The following is a 15315-nucleotide window of genomic DNA, read 5'->3' on the forward strand; positions in this document are numbered from 1 at the left end:
GCTGAGCGCGGAGCGGCTCGGGAATGCTGCTTGTGGATCTGGAAGCGCGGGGGCCGCTGTCTGTGGGGCCCGGAAGCGCTGAGCGCGGGGTTCAGAACGGCGGGGGCGTGTCGTCGCTGAATCGGCTTCGACGACGCCGGGTCACTGCCGTCCTCCGCGTGGGCTCGGTGATGACCGGCTGCTGTGCGGTGATCACGGGTGCCGCGGAATCCCCGGGCGCTCCGCCGGCCTGCTCCGTCGAACGGCTTCCCCCGGCGGTTCCAGTGCCGGGTGCGTGCGCCTGTGCAGTTCCGTCCGCGTGTCTGTCCGAATCTCCGTCTGCGGCACGAGCTGTGGCACGGGCGGACACGCAGCACTGCGCGGCGCACAGGGAGGACAGCGCCTGTGCGTACTCGCTGTGGGCGCGTTCGCGGCCCAGTCTCCGCCCTTCCTTCCGGTAAGCCGCTTCCGCTTCCCGGATCTGCGTGGCCTCGAGCTCTCGGAGCTTCGCGGTGCGGAAGGCCTCTCGCTGCCGCTTCGTCTCCCGTGCCCGCTCTCGCTCCCGCTCGTGGCGCAGAGCGGCCTCCTCCTCGCGGAGCAGCTCATCGATGTCATCTCTGCTGAGAGCGCTGATCTCCATGAGGAACGCGGCATACTCGGCCTCGCACCGAGGACATGCGGGGGCTTCTGCGTCGTTCGGAGCTCCGGCCTCCTCCTGCATCGGCATCTCCTGCACGTGGGGTCCAAACACGTGGGACCCAAGCATGTGGGACCCATGCTGGCGGGACTCCTCGGCGCGCATGCGCGCGAGCTCGGCGTCGAGGTCCGAGTGCGGGCATACGCCCGGCCGGGCGAGGAGACGCATGAACTCCTCCGGGGACTCCCATTCGCCTGCCTCTCGTTCTGCGGCCTCAGCGCGCAGTCGCAGATGGGCTTCACGCGTGCGTTCCCACCACGCGCGTTCGACCTGCGCGACCCGCTGTTCCCGCCGCCGGACGGATTCGCCGATGCGTTCGAGGCGCAGGCTCTCATGATCGAGTGCCTCCCTGTCTCTGCTGATCCGCTGGAGGCTCTGCTCATGGGACCGCTGCGCACCGGCGAGCCGGGAGCGCTCGATCCGCAGCGATTCGAGCTTGCCGGTGAGCCGTTCCTCGCGCCGCCCGAGCACGCGTGCCTCCTGCCGCGTGTGCCGGAGCGCCCGGTCCTCCGCGATTGCCGCTGCCCGTCGCATCGACTCCCGCCGCGCCTCATCGGCCTCCATCCGCGCGATCACCCGCGCTGCGAGCCGCGCTGCCTGCGAAGGGGTCGTCACTGCGGTGATGCCTCCCGCGGCGGGGAAATCATGCTCAGGGGAGCCCTGCACAGTGGAGCCACGCTCAGCGGAACCGCGACCAGGGGAGTCGTCATGACCAGGTGAGCCAAGGGATCGAGGCGTCTTCGAGTGCCCGGGCAGCATCACCGGAGGCACCTCACCGCTCACGGATGCTGCACCGTTCTCGGATGCTGCGCGGACACAGCTGTCCCCCGGCGGTGAAGATGCACATCTCAGCGCTCCACCTGCGTCGATGGGTGCGGCGATCACCGAGGCGGTGACGCCGAGGGGGAGTGACCAGACGATCTCATCCGCGCCCACGCGCTCCATCCTGATGATGCCGGCGGTCTTGAGCACATGGCATCTGCGGCACATCGGGTGGCCGTTCGAGGGATGGGTGGGGCCGCCTCTGGCCGGATCGCAGTGGTCGAAGGGCACGGCGTGCTCGAACTCCGCAGTCTGCGCCGGCGCCGTGCATCCGGGTGCCGTGCACGTCTGCCACTTGGTGTTGACCACTGTGCGCGTCGCGCGATCCGGGGCGTAGGTGCGCGAGGGCTCGTCGAGGACGGTCCCGCGGGCGGGGTCAGTGAGGATGCGATTCCACACGGTCGAACGGGCCGCGATCTCCCGCGCGAACTCCGCCGGCAGCGGAGAGGCGCCCGCGATCGCGCCGGGCCGGTCATCGACGCGCAGCAGGGTCGTGACCGGGACCGTCACATTCACCGAGGCCTGCCGACGGAGCCATTCGCCGTCGGTGGGGCACAGGAGGCGCACATGGTGCCGCCGCACGCCGTCCTCCTCCAGCAGAGCCGTCGTGGTCTCGGGCAGAGCCCCCGAGAGGAGATCGAACATCAGCTGGCCGAAGCCCCGGCCGTCGAGTGCTGTCACATGCGCGGGATCGAACCCGCCGGGGTGCGCCGGTGAGCCGAACGGGGTCTGTGCGGCTGCCTCTCGGGCCGCATCGTCGCCGGCGGTCCCACCATCAGCCTCTCCGGCAGCGTTTCCGGCGAGCTCGCACTGCAGCGAGCTGATCTGACTGCGCATGATCGCCCGCGCCATCCCGCGGGTGCGCTGGTAGAGGGCCTCCAGCAGGAGCAGCGGACCCTGCAGCGTGAGGGAGCCCGTGCCGTCGTCGTGCCGCTCGAGGACGACCCTGCGCTCGCGGCGCACCTGAGCGGGGGTGAGCGCAGCGCCGTCGAGGGCGGAGATGAACTTCTGGGCGGCGGAGAGATAGCGGTGGAGCGAGAGCTTCCTGTCGAGACCCACGACGAAGACGTCGAGCAGCTGCAGCTGTGCGAGCGACATCAGCCTGGTCTTGGGCAGCAGCCGACCGAGGCGGTTGTACGGCAGCGCGCCCTCGCTCACGGCCCGCAGGAGGTCCGGCATGCCGAGCAGGACGAGAACTGCCTCCGCACAGGCGGTGCGCTCCGTCTGCAGGGTGGAGCCGTGCGCGGCTGCGAGGCCCATGAGGTCCTCACGCGCGAAGAGCATGCGGAGGAAGCCCATGAGGCTCCCATCGCTCTGCCCCGGCAGGCTCGGGACGAACGCCGGAGCGACCGGGGCCGATGCGGGATCGACGGCTCCGGCCGCCGCGGCCAGCGGGGAGCCCGCGGGCGGCCATGCTGGAGGAGAGGCCGTGGGGAGCCCTGTCGGTGCGGCATCAGCATCGGCTCCCGGCGTGAGCTTCTCTCCCGCACAGGCATCCGGTTCTCCCACACGGGCGGTCGGTTCCATGATGCCCCGCGGCGAGGGGAAGGCCCCCACGGGTTCGAAGAGCAGGGAGAGCTCGTCCTCGCCCGCACTGGTGGAGAGGATCCGGGAGAGCGCGAACCGCGCACGCTCCTCCAGCTGATGCGCCCGCAGCCTGTCGCCTGCGCGGCTGCCCGCCGTCAGCTGTGCGAGCATCCTGCCCTGGCTGCGCTCCTCCGCGGCGAGGGGCTCCGCACCGGGCTCGCCATGCGCAGGCGGCACCGCGTGACCTTCGCCCCTCCTCTGCTCCAGTGAGGACAGCAGCTCCCGGAGGGAGTCGAGGAGCGGATCCGGGAGGGTCTGCGCATGCAGGAGCGCTCGGACCTCGTCGAGGGAGGCGGGGTGTCTGTGCGAGTCCACCGGGGCCTCCTCTCGGGCGGGTGTTCCGCCTGGGCTGATCCCGCGCAGCCTCGGCGATGCATATCAAGTTCAGATGAGACGAACGGAATCGTATGCAAGCTCTATTGCACCCGCGAATGAGTCGAGGTCAAGAGAATCGAAGGAATGTTCGAACCGAAGCCCGGTCCGCTCGTCGCGCTCGCGGCTTGAGGTCGCGCAGGGCCCGCACCCCCCGGATGCAGGAAGGCGGTTGAGTCGTCATTCTCGTCTCGCGGTCGCGCGGGGCTCACACTGCAGTCGGCGGTGCACGCGCCGGAGGAGTCGGAGAGAATACACGCATGAAGCTTCTTCCCATACCTTCGGAGGAGTCGGCCGAAGCGACCCTTCTGCCCTTCCTCGCACAGGTCGTGAACTGGTCCATCGACGCGAGGCCGCTCGGGGACGAGGAGATCCTCGCCGATGAGACGCTCTCGGGCTACATCCGCGGCTGGGGCCGCTCGGGGGACATGGGCGTGTTCGCCGTCGACGATGACGGTGCACCCCTCGGCGCCGCCTGGGTCCGGATGCCCGCGGAGGACTGGCGCGGTCGCGGCTGGGCGGCGGACACGATCCCCGAACTCCTCATCGCCGTGGCCCCGGACGCACAGGGGGAGGGGGTGGGCACCCATCTCCTCCGGGCCGTGTTCGATCTGCTCCGCCTCGCCGGGCGGGGCAGCGTCAGCCTCGCGGTCAGCGAGCAGAACACGGCGGGCGAGTTCTTCGCGGCCAACGGCTTCACGATCGCCGGGCGCAACGAGGACTCCGACGTTCTCCTGCGCAGCCTCTGAGCGCGCCGCTCACATGTGCTCGGCTGCGGGCCTGCCGCAGGGTCGGCGCACGAGCCCGCGTGCGGGCGCGCTAGGCTCGGATTCGCCGAGGTGTGCGCCGAGTGTGCGCCGCATCTCCCCGTGACCACCCTGCTCGGGCGCGGCGTGATCGCCCGGGACCGCTCGCCGGGGCCGCATCTCCTGCGAGACTGCCCCGCCCGCACGATTCGGAGGATCGATGGTGCACCCGTTCGACGAGATGACCGCGCTGGCCGAGGTCGAAGCCGGCATCGCCGGCGCCCCGGCAGTCGCGGCGGCCGGCTCTGCCACGGCCGCTGACGCCGCCCCTGCTGCTCCAGACGCCGCCTCGGTCACAGCTCCCGCCTCCCCCAGGTCCGTGACCGCGCGCACCCATCCCGCCTGGGCGAACATGGTGGGGCCGTTCGGCGGGGCGACGGCTGCGCAGGTGCTCGCGGCGCTCATGTCCGATCCCCGCGCGCAGGGCCGTCCCGCCGCGCTGACCCTGAACTACACGACTGCCCTCGCCGACGGCGAGATGCGCATCGTCTGCGAGCCCGTCCGCACCAACCGGTCGAACCAGCACTGGACGATCCGCGTGGAGCAGGGCGGGCACATCGCGCTCACGGGCACGGCGCTCTTCGCCTCGGACAGGGAGACGTTCTCCGACACCGAGGCCGTCACCCCCGATGCGGGCGCCCCCGCCGACCACGAGTCCGTGAGCCGTGAGGATGCGCCGCTCCGCTGGCTGCAGAACTACGAGTTCCGCTATGTGAGGGGCCTTCCGCCGATGGACCCCCGCGGCGCGGTGCCCGCGGACAGCTCGGAGAGCCTCGTGTGGTTCCGCCAGGTGCCCGCTCGCGGCTGGGACTATCCCTCGCTGGCCGCGGCCGCCGATGTCTTCTATCCCCGCGTCTTCGCCCGGACCGGAGGGTTCTCGCCCGCCGGCACCATCAGCTTCACCGTCTACTTCCACGCGGACCCGGCCGAACTCGCCGGCCAGGGCGAGTTCCTGCTGGGACAGGCCCAGGCCTCCCGCATGCACAGCGGGCTCTTCGATCAGGTCGCGCACGTCTGGGGCGAGACGGGCGATCTGCTGGCCACCACGACGCAGCTCGTCTACTTCAAGACCCGGTGAGAGCGGTCCCGCACCCATCGGCCGCCAGCGCGCACGGAGGCGACAGTCCCCCGGGGCGCGAAGGCTCCCCGGGAAGTGGTGGCTCCCGCGTGCGAGACAGAGAGCCCCGCGAGCGAGACGGCCACGGGGCCCATCCCGGCGCGACCGCGCCCCTCGACGACCGTGTGCGGGAAGCCGCTCCTCGCTGGGTGCTGTTGGTCTCGGCCGGGCTCGGCTGGGTGCAGGCGGCCTCGGCGGCGGTGCTGTTCGCCCTCGTCGGCTCCCTGCTCTCGACAGCTCTGCCCTCGCCGGCGGCGGGTGAGGCCGCCGGTGCCGGTTTCGCGCAGCTTCCCTCGGGCCCCGGCCCGGGGTGGTGGACCGCCGCACTCACCTGCGCAGCGGTCTCGGCCGGGTGCACCGGTCTGAGCGCGTGGTTCACCCAGTGGGCGTCCTCCGAGGCCGAGCGCCGTCTCCGCGCACAGGTCGTCTCCGCCGTGTTCCGCGGGGGTGCGGTGCACGCCTCCGCCCAGGCCGGGCGCCTGCTCTCGACCGCCGGAGCGGCTGTGGAGAAGGCCGCGCAGTACCGGGCCTCCTTCCTCGGCCCCATCACGGCCTCGCTCACGACGCCGCTGCTCGTGCTCGCACTCATGGCGCTCCTCGTGGACCCCCTCATCGCCGGTGTGCTGGCGCTGCTGATCCTCCTGGTGCCCGTGCTCATCGGCGGATTCCGGCGCGCAGTCAGACCCGTGGGCGGGCGCTATCGCCGCTCGCAGGCCCGGCTCACGGCCGCCTTCCTCGATGCGCTCCAGGCGCTCGAGACGCTCGTCCACGCGCGTGCCGCGGAGCGTCAGGCGGCATGGCTCGCCCGCCGGGGAGAGGAGCACCGCACCTCCCTCATGCGCCTGCTGGCGGCCAACCAGCTGCTCATCCTCGTCGTCGATGCGGCGTTCTCGCTCACCGTCGTCGTCGCCGCCGCGGTCCTCGCCGCGACCCGGACGGCCGCCGGTGAGATCGACCTGGGGCAGGCTATGGCCGTCGTGCTCATGAGCACGCTCGTGATCGGCCCCGTAGACGTCGTGGGGCAGTTCTTCTACATCGGGATCGCGGGACGTGCGAGCCAGTCGCAGATCAGCGCCCTGCTCACCTCCGCCGATGACGCAGCCGGACGGGGCGAGGCGCATCCCGAGGCGCGGGCTCAGCTGCGCTCGGAGGAGCATGAGCCCGCCGTCCTCCGCCTCGACGGCGTCACCGCCGGGTGGGCGGGCGGCCCCGATGTCCTGCGCGACTTCTCGCTCACGGTGCGGCGCGGGGAGCGGGTGGTGCTCGTGGGTCCCAGCGGTTCCGGGAAGTCCACTGCGGCAGCCGTGCTGCAGGGACACCTGCGTCCGCGCTCCGGACGCGCGGAGGTGGACGGGATCGAGGTGGGGCCGGGCGCCTCGGCCGCGGATCTCGCGAGGGCCCGCGCTCGGCTGGCCGTCGTCGAGCAGCGGGCGTTCCTCTTCCTCGGCAGCATCCGGGACAACCTCCGCATCGCGGCCCCGGCGTCAGCGGACGATGCCGCGCTCTCTCCTGCCGATGATTCCGTGCTCTGGGACGCCCTCGGGCGCGCCGGTCTCCGTGCCGATGTCGAGGCGATGCCGCTGGGCCTCGACACGCCGGTGGGAGAGCAGGGCGCACTGCTCTCAGGCGGCCAGGCCCAGCGTCTCGCGATCGCGAGGGCCTGGCTCTCCGAGGCGCCGATCCTGCTCCTCGACGAACCCACGAGCCAGGTGGACCTCGCCGCCGAGGCCGCCCTCCTCGCCGCCCTCGACTCCCTCGCCGCGGACCGCACGGTCCTCATGATCGCCCACCGGCCGGGGGCGATCCTCGCCGCGGACAGAGTCGTGCGCCTCGAGGCCGTTCGCGCGGGATCGGACGGCACCGGGCCGGGCGGGACACGGTGCGATCGGACAGGCCCGGACGACACGGACTCAGACACGAGAGACTCAGGCGCGAGAGACGCGGACGAGGCGGGCACACCGCCGCACGGGGAGCGGAGAGGACGGGGGAGCCGCGGATGAACGGGAACCCCGAGGCCGCTCACACCGCGGACGCCTCCTCCGCCCCCGGCCACGGCGCCACCGCCCGCCGCCGCACTCCCGGTCACGGCGGCACCCCCGCCATCCCGAGCCCCGCCCCTCGCAACCGCGACAGCGACACGCGCTGGAGCACGGCCCGCTGGCTCCTCGCCCGCACGCGCGGACTGCTGTTCCCGCTCGTGCTCTCGGCGCTCGCACGCATCAGCGCACAGCTGCTGGGCATCGGACTGCTCGTCATCGCCGCCTCCGCCCTCATCGCGGCATTCGAGGGACGCGGGGTGCACGCCGGCGGCCTCGGCGGGCTCCTCGTCGTCATGGCCCTGGCCAAGGCGGGCCTCCGCTACGCCGAGCACTACGCCGGCCACTGGGTCGCCTTCACCGCCCTGCAGCGGCTGCGGGAGCTCTTCTTCTCGCGTCTCATCCCCCAGGCGCCCGCGGCCACGAAGGGACGCGCGGGGGCGGCCCTCACCGAGACGGCCACGCGCGACATCGACCGCGTCGAGGTCTTCTTCGCGCACACGTTCCCGCCCGCCGTCTCCGCAGTGCTCGTGCCGCTCGCGGCACTCCTCTGGCTGGGTGCTGCCGCCGAGGCCGGTCTCGCCTGGCTGCTCGTCCCCTTCGCCGTCGTCTCGCTCGTCCTTCCCCTGCTGTCTGCCCGCACCGTCTGGCGGGCGGCCCGCCGGGTGGCGGAGTGCCGGGGCGAGGTCGCCGCGCACATCGGCGATGACGTCGCAGGTGTGCGCGAGGTGCTCATGTCCGGCGCGCAGGGGACCCGCCTGCGGAGCCTCGACGCCGCCGGCCGCGCGCTCACCCGCGAGCGCTCGGGCTCCGGTGCGGTCGAGGGCCTGCGGGCGGGTCTGCTCGACCTCCTCCAGGCAGGGGCCCTCGTCACCGTCGTCGCCGTGGGGGTGCAGACGGGCGCCGGCGCCGAGGCGATCCTCCTCGCGCTCGCCGTCGCCGTGGGGCTGCGCGGTCCGGTGCGCGGGATCGACGGCTTCGCTGCGGGACTGGACGCGGCACTCGCCAGTGCAGAGCGCCTGCGCGCCGTCACCGAGGCGCCGCCCGCGGTGGTCGATCCGGCCGCGGTCGGTCAGTCCGTGGTGAACGCTCCGGCCGGCTCCGCACCGTCCGTTCTCACCGCACCGCCCCCAGCGGAAGGCCTGTCCGCTCGTGCCACCCCATCTGCAACTGCGGGGCTGCCCGCTCTTGCCACGCCATCCGCAACAGCCGGACTGTCCACTTCCGACGAGCCTTCGCCCTCCGACGACCCCTTGCCCTCCGTCGAATTCCGCGGCGTCTCCTTCTCCTACGGCTCGCGCCCGGTCCTCCACGACGTGTCCCTCCGCCTGCCCGGCGGAGAATGGTCATGTCTCGCGGGAGTGTCCGGCGGCGGGAAGTCCTCTCTCGCCGCCCTCCTCCTGCGGGACTGGGACCCCGCAGAGGGGACGGTGCTCCTGGGCGGCGTCGATGTCGCCCGGCTTCCCCTCGACGTGCTGCGCAGCCGTGTCGCGCTCGTCGACCAGCGACCCACCCTGCTCACGGACACCGTGGGCGCCAACGTGCGTCTGGCCGCGCCCGAGGCTCCGGATGCGGCTGTCATGGACGTGCTCGCGGCCGTGGGCCTCGACGAATGGGCGCAGACCCTGCCCCGTGGCCTGGAGACGCCTCTGGCCGCCGGACGGAGTCAGGTGTCCGGCGGCCAGCTCCAGCGACTCGCGCTCGCCCGCGCCCTGCTCGCCGAACCGGAGGTGCTCGTCCTCGACGAGGCGCTCAGCCAGCTCGACGGCGAGACCGCCGCGCACGTGCGCGCCCAGCTGCGCCGTCTGCGGCCGGGCGGGACGACCCTCGAGATCACGCATCGGGTCGATCTCATCGAGCCGGACGTGCACGTGGCGGTGCTCGACGCCGGCCGGCTCGTGGAATCCGGCCCGGCCGGTGAGCTCCGCGGCCGCGGTGGTGCCTTCGACCGCCTCCTCGCGCGCACCGTGTAGGCGCGGAGGGGCAGCGGGCGCGCAGCTCAGCCGTGCAGTGCGCTCAGCCGTGCAGTGCGCTCAGCCGCGCAGTGTGCGGAGGAACTCCTCGGCCATCGGCACGGCCGCCTCGGAGCCGAAGCCGCCGTCCTCGACGAGGACCGCGAAGGCCAGATCGCCCTGATACCCGGTGAACCACGAGTGCGAGCGCGGTGGGGTCTCCCCGCCGTACTCGGCCGTGCCGGTCTTGCCGTGCACGGCCGGCCTCGGCGCATCGGCCAGCGCCGATGCCGTGCCCGTGCGCACGGTCTCGGCCATGAGCTCCTGCAGGACTGCGATGTGCTCGGGCTCGGGCTGACCCGGCTCGGCCTGCGCCGCTTCGTCCCCGCCTGCTTCGTCCCCACCGGGGCGGTTCCCGCCGGCGCGGTCCTCACCATCGCCGTTCCGGCCGGCACCGTCCTGGGCCTCCGGGACGAGCACGGCGTCCACGCGCTGACCCCGGGCCACGCTCGCGGCCATGACGGCGCCGGCCAGGGGGCTGGCCTCGGCGGTGCCCTGGCCGATCATCAGCGCCGCATGCGCGACGGGATCCGATTCCACCGGGATGCTCGCCCCGAAGGCGTCCGTCCCGATGGCGGACGAGGCCATGCCGAGATCCTCCGCGGCGGCGGTGAGCGCGTCGCCGTCCACCTGCGCGGCGGCATCGACGAAGGCGGTGTTGCACGACTGCGCGAAGTCCTCGGCGAACGTCACCGCGCCCAGCTCCGCGTCCTCGGCGTTCGTGAAGACCTTGCCGTCGACCTCCGTGGTCTGCGGGCAGGCGAGCACGTCATCGGGTGCGGTGCCCGTGCGGAGGAGTGCGAGGCTGCTTGCGATCTTGAAGACGGAGCCCGGCGGATAGCGGCCGGTGAGCCCCCGATCGAACACACCGCCGTCGGGATCGTGGTTGGAGGCGGCGAGGACGTGGCCGTCACTGGGCCTGACGGCGACGAGCGCAGCGGGCCGGTCCGCCTCCGCGGTCGCGGCATCGGCGGCCTCCTGCACCCCGACGTCGAGCGTCGTGGTCACATCCGCGCCGTCGGCCCCCGCGAGCACGGCGAGCTCATGGTGCTCCTCGTCCGCATCCATCCTGCTCACGGTCACGGTGCTCGCCCCGCGAAGCTCCTCGTCGAATGCCCGGTTGAGACCGCTGCGGCCGACCACATAGCCGGCGGAGTACCGCCCGTCCGCGGCTTCGAGGTCCTCCGCCGTCGCAGGTCCGGCGCTGCCGAGGGTGGCTGCGGCGAACTCCCGTGTGCGCCCGAGGGGCTGCTGCTCCTCGCGGAAGACCGTGCCCGGCAGCAGCCGGATCGCATCGCTCACTGCGTCGTAGTCCTCCCTGCGGAGGGTGATCACCTCGACGAAGGCATCGTCCGCGGCCTCGTCGATGCGCTGGGCGAGCGCACTGCCGTCGATGTCGAGGTGCTCGGCGAGGTCGTCGGCGAGCTCTCCGGCGTCCTCGGCGCGCCGCGGCTCCACGCCCACGACCACCACCTCCCGCGGACCGCTGAGGACTTCCTCGCCGGCTCCCAGGATGCGTCCGCGCGGGGCCCGTTCGGTGACGGTTCTGAGCACGCCGCCCGCGGCGAGCTCCGGATGAATGGCACCGGGCTCGAGGACGGGGTGCCATTCGCCGTCCGTGCGCGTGAGGGGGAGGGAGGACGTGTAGTCCCAGCTGCGGTCCCCGTGGGGCCAGCTCCAGGAGAGATGCGCGGCGGCGGAGTCCCCCTCGGGGCTCACCCCGGTGAGCTCGATCTCGGGCGCACCGAAGGGGCCTGTTCCCTCGAGGGCGCCGAGGTCGGCGGTGATCGCGGCGAACTCCTCGTCCGCACCGGCCGGCCAGCCCGCGGCCTCGAGCTCGCCGCTGCGCAGGCCCGAGACCGCACGCTCCGCAACGGCCTCCGGCGAGGAGCCGCCGCGCAGGGCGAACACGCCGATGACGGCGAGGAGGACGAGGACGAAGGCGCCCGCGGCGATGAGCGTCCAGGTGCGGGCGGAGAGACGGCGAGGGCTCGGCACGGGTGTCCTCCTCGGGCTGCGGCACAGCCGACGGCGGGTTGCGGTTCCGGTGCCACGGTACTCGAAGGGCACGGGGCTCGCGCCGGAAGGTCAGCCGGGCACGGCTTCGCGGCGCGGTGCGCGGCGCCGGGGGGCAGGTGCAGGAGCGATCCTCATGCCGTCCTCCGTTCCGTTCCCTGCGGACGCAGATTCTGTAGGGTCGGGCACCATGAGCATTCGGGAAGAGCGCGCCGCCGGAGACCGCCGTCTCACTCCCGCACTCCTGCACGCTGCATGCGAGGAGGCGGTGCGCGGCGCGGGCGGTTCGCAGGCCGTGGCCGGGGCGCTGGCCCGGGCGACCGTCGCCGCCGAGCGGCGGGGCCGCCCCACTGTGGGAGCGGCACATCTGCTCGACTGTCTCCGGGCGCTGCGGGACGGGCGGCTCAACGGGCAGGCGCGGCCGCGAGCCGGTGGGCCTCGAGCCGCAGTGCTGACGGTCGATGCGGATGCGGGTCCCGTCCAGCTCGCCTTCGAATCCGTGCGCGAGGAGCTCCTGGGGCGGGTCCGCGAGCTGGGGCTTGCAGTGCTGAGCGTGCGCAACGGGTTCACGGCCGGGGAGCTCGGGCACTACGTCCACGAGCTCACCGGCTGCGGCTGCGTCGCGCTGGCGGCGGCGAACTCCCCGGCCCTCATGTCGGTGTTCGGCGCGCGGACGGCCCTCACGGGGACCAACCCGATCGCCTTCGGCCTGCCGCATGCACGCGGCCCGCGGGTCTTCGACCAGGCCACCAGCGCGCTCGCCTGGGTTGCGCTGCGCGAGGCGGCCGGGCGCGGGGAGGCGATCGCGCCCGGCCGGGCGCTGGACTCCGAGGGCAGGCCGACCACCGACGCCGGCGCGGGCCTGGCGGGGACGCTGCTGCCGTTCGGCGGGGCGAAGGGCTCGAACATCGCAGTCATGGTCGAGCTGCTCGCGGTGCTCTCCGGGGCCGCCTTCTCCCTCGACGCACCCGCCTTCGACAGCGGCGGGCGCTCGCCCGGGACCGGGCTGTTCCTGCTCGCGCTGGACCCCGCCGCCTTCGATCCGGCCTTCGCAGACCGGGCCGAGGCGCACCTGTCCCGGCTCGCAGCGGACCATGGCGCTGACTTCGGCCGGCGCAGGGAGCCCCTCGAGACGATCGTCCTGCCGGCCGCGGTGTGGGAGGAGCTGGACGGGTTCCGGCGGACTTGACCCCGAGACTGCGTCATGGCCGATCCTGGAGGGGGTGGGACCGTCTGTGCTCCGGGTCCGCACGCCGGCGATGGCCTGCCTCCCATGGCCGCGTCCTCGCGGAGGAGCTGTTCAGCCTGAGCCGCTCAGCCGGAGACGCTCCTCAGTCGAAGATGTGCGCCACGGTCCATTCCGGGCCGCGACCGGCGGCGAGGTCGAAGATGAGGAGCTCGCCGTTGTCCACGGCCCTGGCCTGGACCTGCCACATCCGCGTCTCCTCCCTGCTTCCCGTCGGCCCGTCTTCGCCGGACGCCGCGCCCTCCGGTGCGAACCAGGCGAGGGGCTTCCCGCAGACGAGGAAGCGACGCCGGTTCCACACGAGACGTGCCGGGGCTCCGTCCGGCGAGGTCCATACCGTCGCGATCTGATCCAGGTGACGTGCCAGTGCGTCCATGCCGACCTCCCGGGCAATCGAATGTGTGTTCGATCGTCAGTGTAGGTCCGGGCACGGACATCGCCGCGCACACGACCGGACGCCCGCCGGGTTCCCTCCGCAGGGGAGTGGAGAAGCGGGAGTGCGTGAGCGCCCGGGCAGCGGGCGGGCGGGGACGGGACGGGTTCGCAGTTGCGTGAGCCGACCGAGAGAACCCACGAAAAAAGTCCTGAGTCTCAACACCGCTGGTAACCGATGCTGCGACTCAGGACTGCTGTGGAGCTAAGGGGATTCGAACCCCTGACCTCTTCATTGCGAACGAAGCGCTCTACCAACTGAGCTATAGCCCCTCCGTCGCCGTGCGGCGACCCGAGTACTCTAACGCCCGGCGGCGCCGATGCAAAATCGTGCAGCCGAGCCGCGTCTCAGGGAGCGGCTGCCCCCTGTCCGCCCGGCATCGCGTGTGGGAGGCTCGGAGGAGGAGTGCGGCGGGACGGCGGCGGGCCAGCGGCCGCACAGAGGAGCCCGCACGGAGGGGAAGGGCATGCGCATGGCTCAGCGGATCGGCCTCCCCGATGACGGCGAACGGCTTCTCGACGATCTGGAGACCCTCGCCGGGCTGGTGGACGACTCGCTGCCGGGGTGGACGCGCAGCGCTCTCACGGACCTCGACGTCGACGGCCGCCACTGGGTGCTCGCGCGGATGCGGGAGGCGGGTCTCGACGCGCACATCGACGCCGCCGGCAACGTCATCGGGGTGCTGGCGGGGAACGGATCCGGCCGCGGTCGGATCATGACCGGCTCGCACACCGACACCGTGCTGAGCGGCGGCCGGTTCGACGGGAACGTCGGCGTCGCCTCGGCCCTGGAGGTCGCGCGATCCCTGCGTGCGAGCGGGACGACGCTCGCCCATGACCTCGTCGTGATCGACTTCTTCAACGAGGAGGTCAATCCGCACGGACTCAGCTGTGTGGGATCGCGTGCGCTCACGGGCGCCCTCACCCCGGCGCACCTCGCGGCGCGCAACCAGGAGGGCACTGCGTTCGGGGACGCCCTGGGCGGCGCCCGGGTCGACCCCAACCGTATGCACGAGGCGGCCATGGACCTCAGCGACGTCATCGCGTACGTCGAGCTGCACGTGGAGCAGGGCCCCAATCTCGAGGCGCAGGGCACGCAGATCGGCCTCGTCACGGACATCACCGGAGTGGCGCCGTTCCGCAGCCTCTTCACCGGCAGGCAGGACCATGCCGGTACGACTCCGATGAGCGTGCGCCGCGACGCCGGGTGCGCCGCAGCGGGCACGGTCCTCGCGGTCGAGACCATCGCCTCCGAGCAGGAGACGAGCCGGGGCACCTCCGGCAGCATCACCTTCACCCCGGACGCAGTGAATGTCATCAACGAGACCGCGGAGGTGTGGGGCGAGTTCCGCAGCCCCGACGGGGAGTGGATCGCGCATGCGCGCGAGCGCCTGGCGCAGGCGGCGGAGGCCGAAGGCGCGAAGCGCGGAGTCGGGGTCGAGCTCGAATGGCTTCCGTCCGAGGAGCCTGTGCCGATGTCCGAGCCGCTGCTCGGCATCGCCGGCGAGGTGGTGGCCGATCTCGGCCTCTCCCACTCCCGTCTGTACAGCGGCGCGGGGCATGACGCGGCCTTCATGGCGCTCCAGGTCCCGACCGCCATGGTCTTCGTCCCCTCTCAGGGCGGCCGGAGCCACTGCCCGGAGGAGTTCACCGAGAGCGCGGACATCCTCGCGGGCGCCGAGGTGCTGCTCAACACCATCGTCGAGATCTCGGTGCGCCACGCCGTGCGGTGACGTGCGCGTGCATCCCCGTCTCCGGTGGGTCGGGTCTGTGGTTTGCGTGGTGGGGTGGGTGTGTGTAGAGTTCAGTGCTGTTGCCCGGGCGGGTTCGCCTGGCGGGTGGCGTGGGGATTGCTCTGGGGTTTCACTCCATTCCTTTCTTTCTTTTGAGAGTGTGAATAGTTTCTGGTGCCATGACCGGCTTGCGAGTGGGTGTGGCGGGTATCACCCGGGTTCGGGTTTGCTTTCCAGGACGGTGAGGGTTTAGAGTAGTTTCTCGTTCGCCTGATGCGGACGCACCGGCTGAGACGGGGTTTTCCCTGGTCAGGGCGGGTGTGGGCCGGTTCGGGTGGGAGCACTTCTCCTTGAGCGCTGCGCGTGCGTGTGTGGTGGGATGGGTTTGTGTGTCTGTTCTTTGAGAACTCAATAGCGTGTTTGTTTGTTTTTATGATGCCAGTATGTTTTATGTGCTGGT

The 15315-nt window shown here is 72.3% G+C and carries 9 protein-coding genes and 1 tRNA gene; 6 read left to right on the plus strand and 4 right to left on the minus strand.

From position 1 onward, the window contains the following. Positions 1 to 91 precede the first annotated feature (91 nt). Positions 92 to 3400: an HNH endonuclease signature motif containing protein gene (locus tag K318_RS0113385; protein WP_029089845.1), complete on the minus strand. Its 3309-nt coding sequence runs from the start codon at positions 3398 to 3400 to the stop codon at positions 92 to 94. Positions 3401 to 3717: 317 nt separating this feature from the next. On the opposite strand from K318_RS0113385, the gene K318_RS0113390 reads away from it, so the two are divergent. The 4 genes from K318_RS0113390 to K318_RS21975 all read left to right on the plus strand — a co-directional run bounded on the left by K318_RS0113390 (position 3718) and on the right by K318_RS21975 (position 9389). Next, positions 3718 to 4206: a GNAT family N-acetyltransferase gene (locus tag K318_RS0113390; protein ID WP_029089846.1), complete on the plus strand. Its 489-nt coding sequence runs from the start codon at positions 3718 to 3720 to the stop codon at positions 4204 to 4206. A 217-nt stretch (positions 4207 to 4423) separates the two neighbouring features. Continuing rightward, positions 4424 to 5341 carry a thioesterase family protein gene (locus tag K318_RS21965; protein ID WP_211233336.1) on the plus strand — a complete coding sequence of 306 codons (918 nt, stop codon included), beginning with the start codon at positions 4424 to 4426 and terminating at the stop codon, positions 5339 to 5341. An 89-nt stretch (positions 5342 to 5430) separates the two neighbouring features. Then, positions 5431 to 7380, plus strand: a complete 1950-nt coding sequence (locus K318_RS21970) for an ATP-binding cassette domain-containing protein (RefSeq protein ID WP_169721473.1) — start codon at positions 5431 to 5433, stop codon at positions 7378 to 7380. Then, positions 7377 to 9389, plus strand: a complete 2013-nt coding sequence (locus K318_RS21975; RefSeq protein ID WP_035282042.1) for an ABC transporter ATP-binding protein — start codon at positions 7377 to 7379, stop codon at positions 9387 to 9389. Before K318_RS21970 ends, K318_RS21975 begins: the two co-directional genes overlap by 4 nt. 60 nt (positions 9390 to 9449) lie before the next feature. On the opposite strand, the gene K318_RS0113410 is transcribed toward K318_RS21975, so the two are convergent. Beyond that, complete coding sequence (locus tag K318_RS0113410) at positions 9450 to 11426, minus strand: penicillin-binding transpeptidase domain-containing protein (protein ID WP_051298013.1); 1977 nt, start codon at positions 11424 to 11426, stop codon at positions 9450 to 9452. A 208-nt stretch (positions 11427 to 11634) separates the two neighbouring features. Between K318_RS0113410 and K318_RS21980 the strand changes: the two genes are divergently transcribed. Then, positions 11635 to 12633 (plus strand): Ldh family oxidoreductase, encoded by a 999-nt coding sequence (locus tag K318_RS21980; RefSeq protein WP_169721474.1) that lies wholly within the window; start codon positions 11635 to 11637, stop codon positions 12631 to 12633. A 142-nt stretch (positions 12634 to 12775) separates the two neighbouring features. On the opposite strand, the gene K318_RS0113420 is transcribed toward K318_RS21980, so the two are convergent. After that, positions 12776 to 13066 (minus strand): hypothetical protein, encoded by a 291-nt coding sequence (locus K318_RS0113420; RefSeq protein WP_029089848.1) that lies wholly within the window; start codon positions 13064 to 13066, stop codon positions 12776 to 12778. A 256-nt stretch (positions 13067 to 13322) separates the two neighbouring features. Then, positions 13323 to 13395: transfer RNA gene (locus K318_RS0113425), tRNA-Ala, on the minus strand. Positions 13396 to 13589: 194 nt separating this feature from the next. On the opposite strand from K318_RS0113425, the gene K318_RS0113430 reads away from it, so the two are divergent. Beyond that, complete coding sequence (locus K318_RS0113430) at positions 13590 to 14855, plus strand: Zn-dependent hydrolase (RefSeq protein ID WP_169721475.1); 1266 nt, start codon at positions 13590 to 13592, stop codon at positions 14853 to 14855. The last annotated feature ends 460 nt before the right edge of the window (positions 14856 to 15315 follow it).

Source organism: Brevibacterium album DSM 18261 (assembly GCF_000426445.1).
Lineage (GTDB): Bacteria > Actinomycetota > Actinomycetes > Actinomycetales > Brevibacteriaceae > Brevibacterium > Brevibacterium album.

Bases quoted from the DNA above. Each gene is read 5' to 3' on its own strand.
- K318_RS0113420 (WP_029089848.1), bottom strand. From the start codon at position 13,066: ATGGACGCACTGGCACGTCACCTGGATCAGATCGCGACGGTATGGACC.
- K318_RS21965 (WP_211233336.1), top strand. From the start codon at position 4,424: ATGGTGCACCCGTTCGACGAGATGACCGCGCTGGCCGAGGTCGAAGCC.
- K318_RS21980 (WP_169721474.1), top strand. From the start codon at position 11,635: ATGAGCATTCGGGAAGAGCGCGCCGCCGGAGACCGCCGTCTCACTCCC.
- K318_RS0113390 (WP_029089846.1), top strand. From the start codon at position 3,718: ATGAAGCTTCTTCCCATACCTTCGGAGGAGTCGGCCGAAGCGACCCTT.
- K318_RS0113430 (WP_169721475.1), top strand. From the start codon at position 13,590: ATGCGCATGGCTCAGCGGATCGGCCTCCCCGATGACGGCGAACGGCTT.
- K318_RS21975 (WP_035282042.1), top strand. From the start codon at position 7,377: ATGAACGGGAACCCCGAGGCCGCTCACACCGCGGACGCCTCCTCCGCC.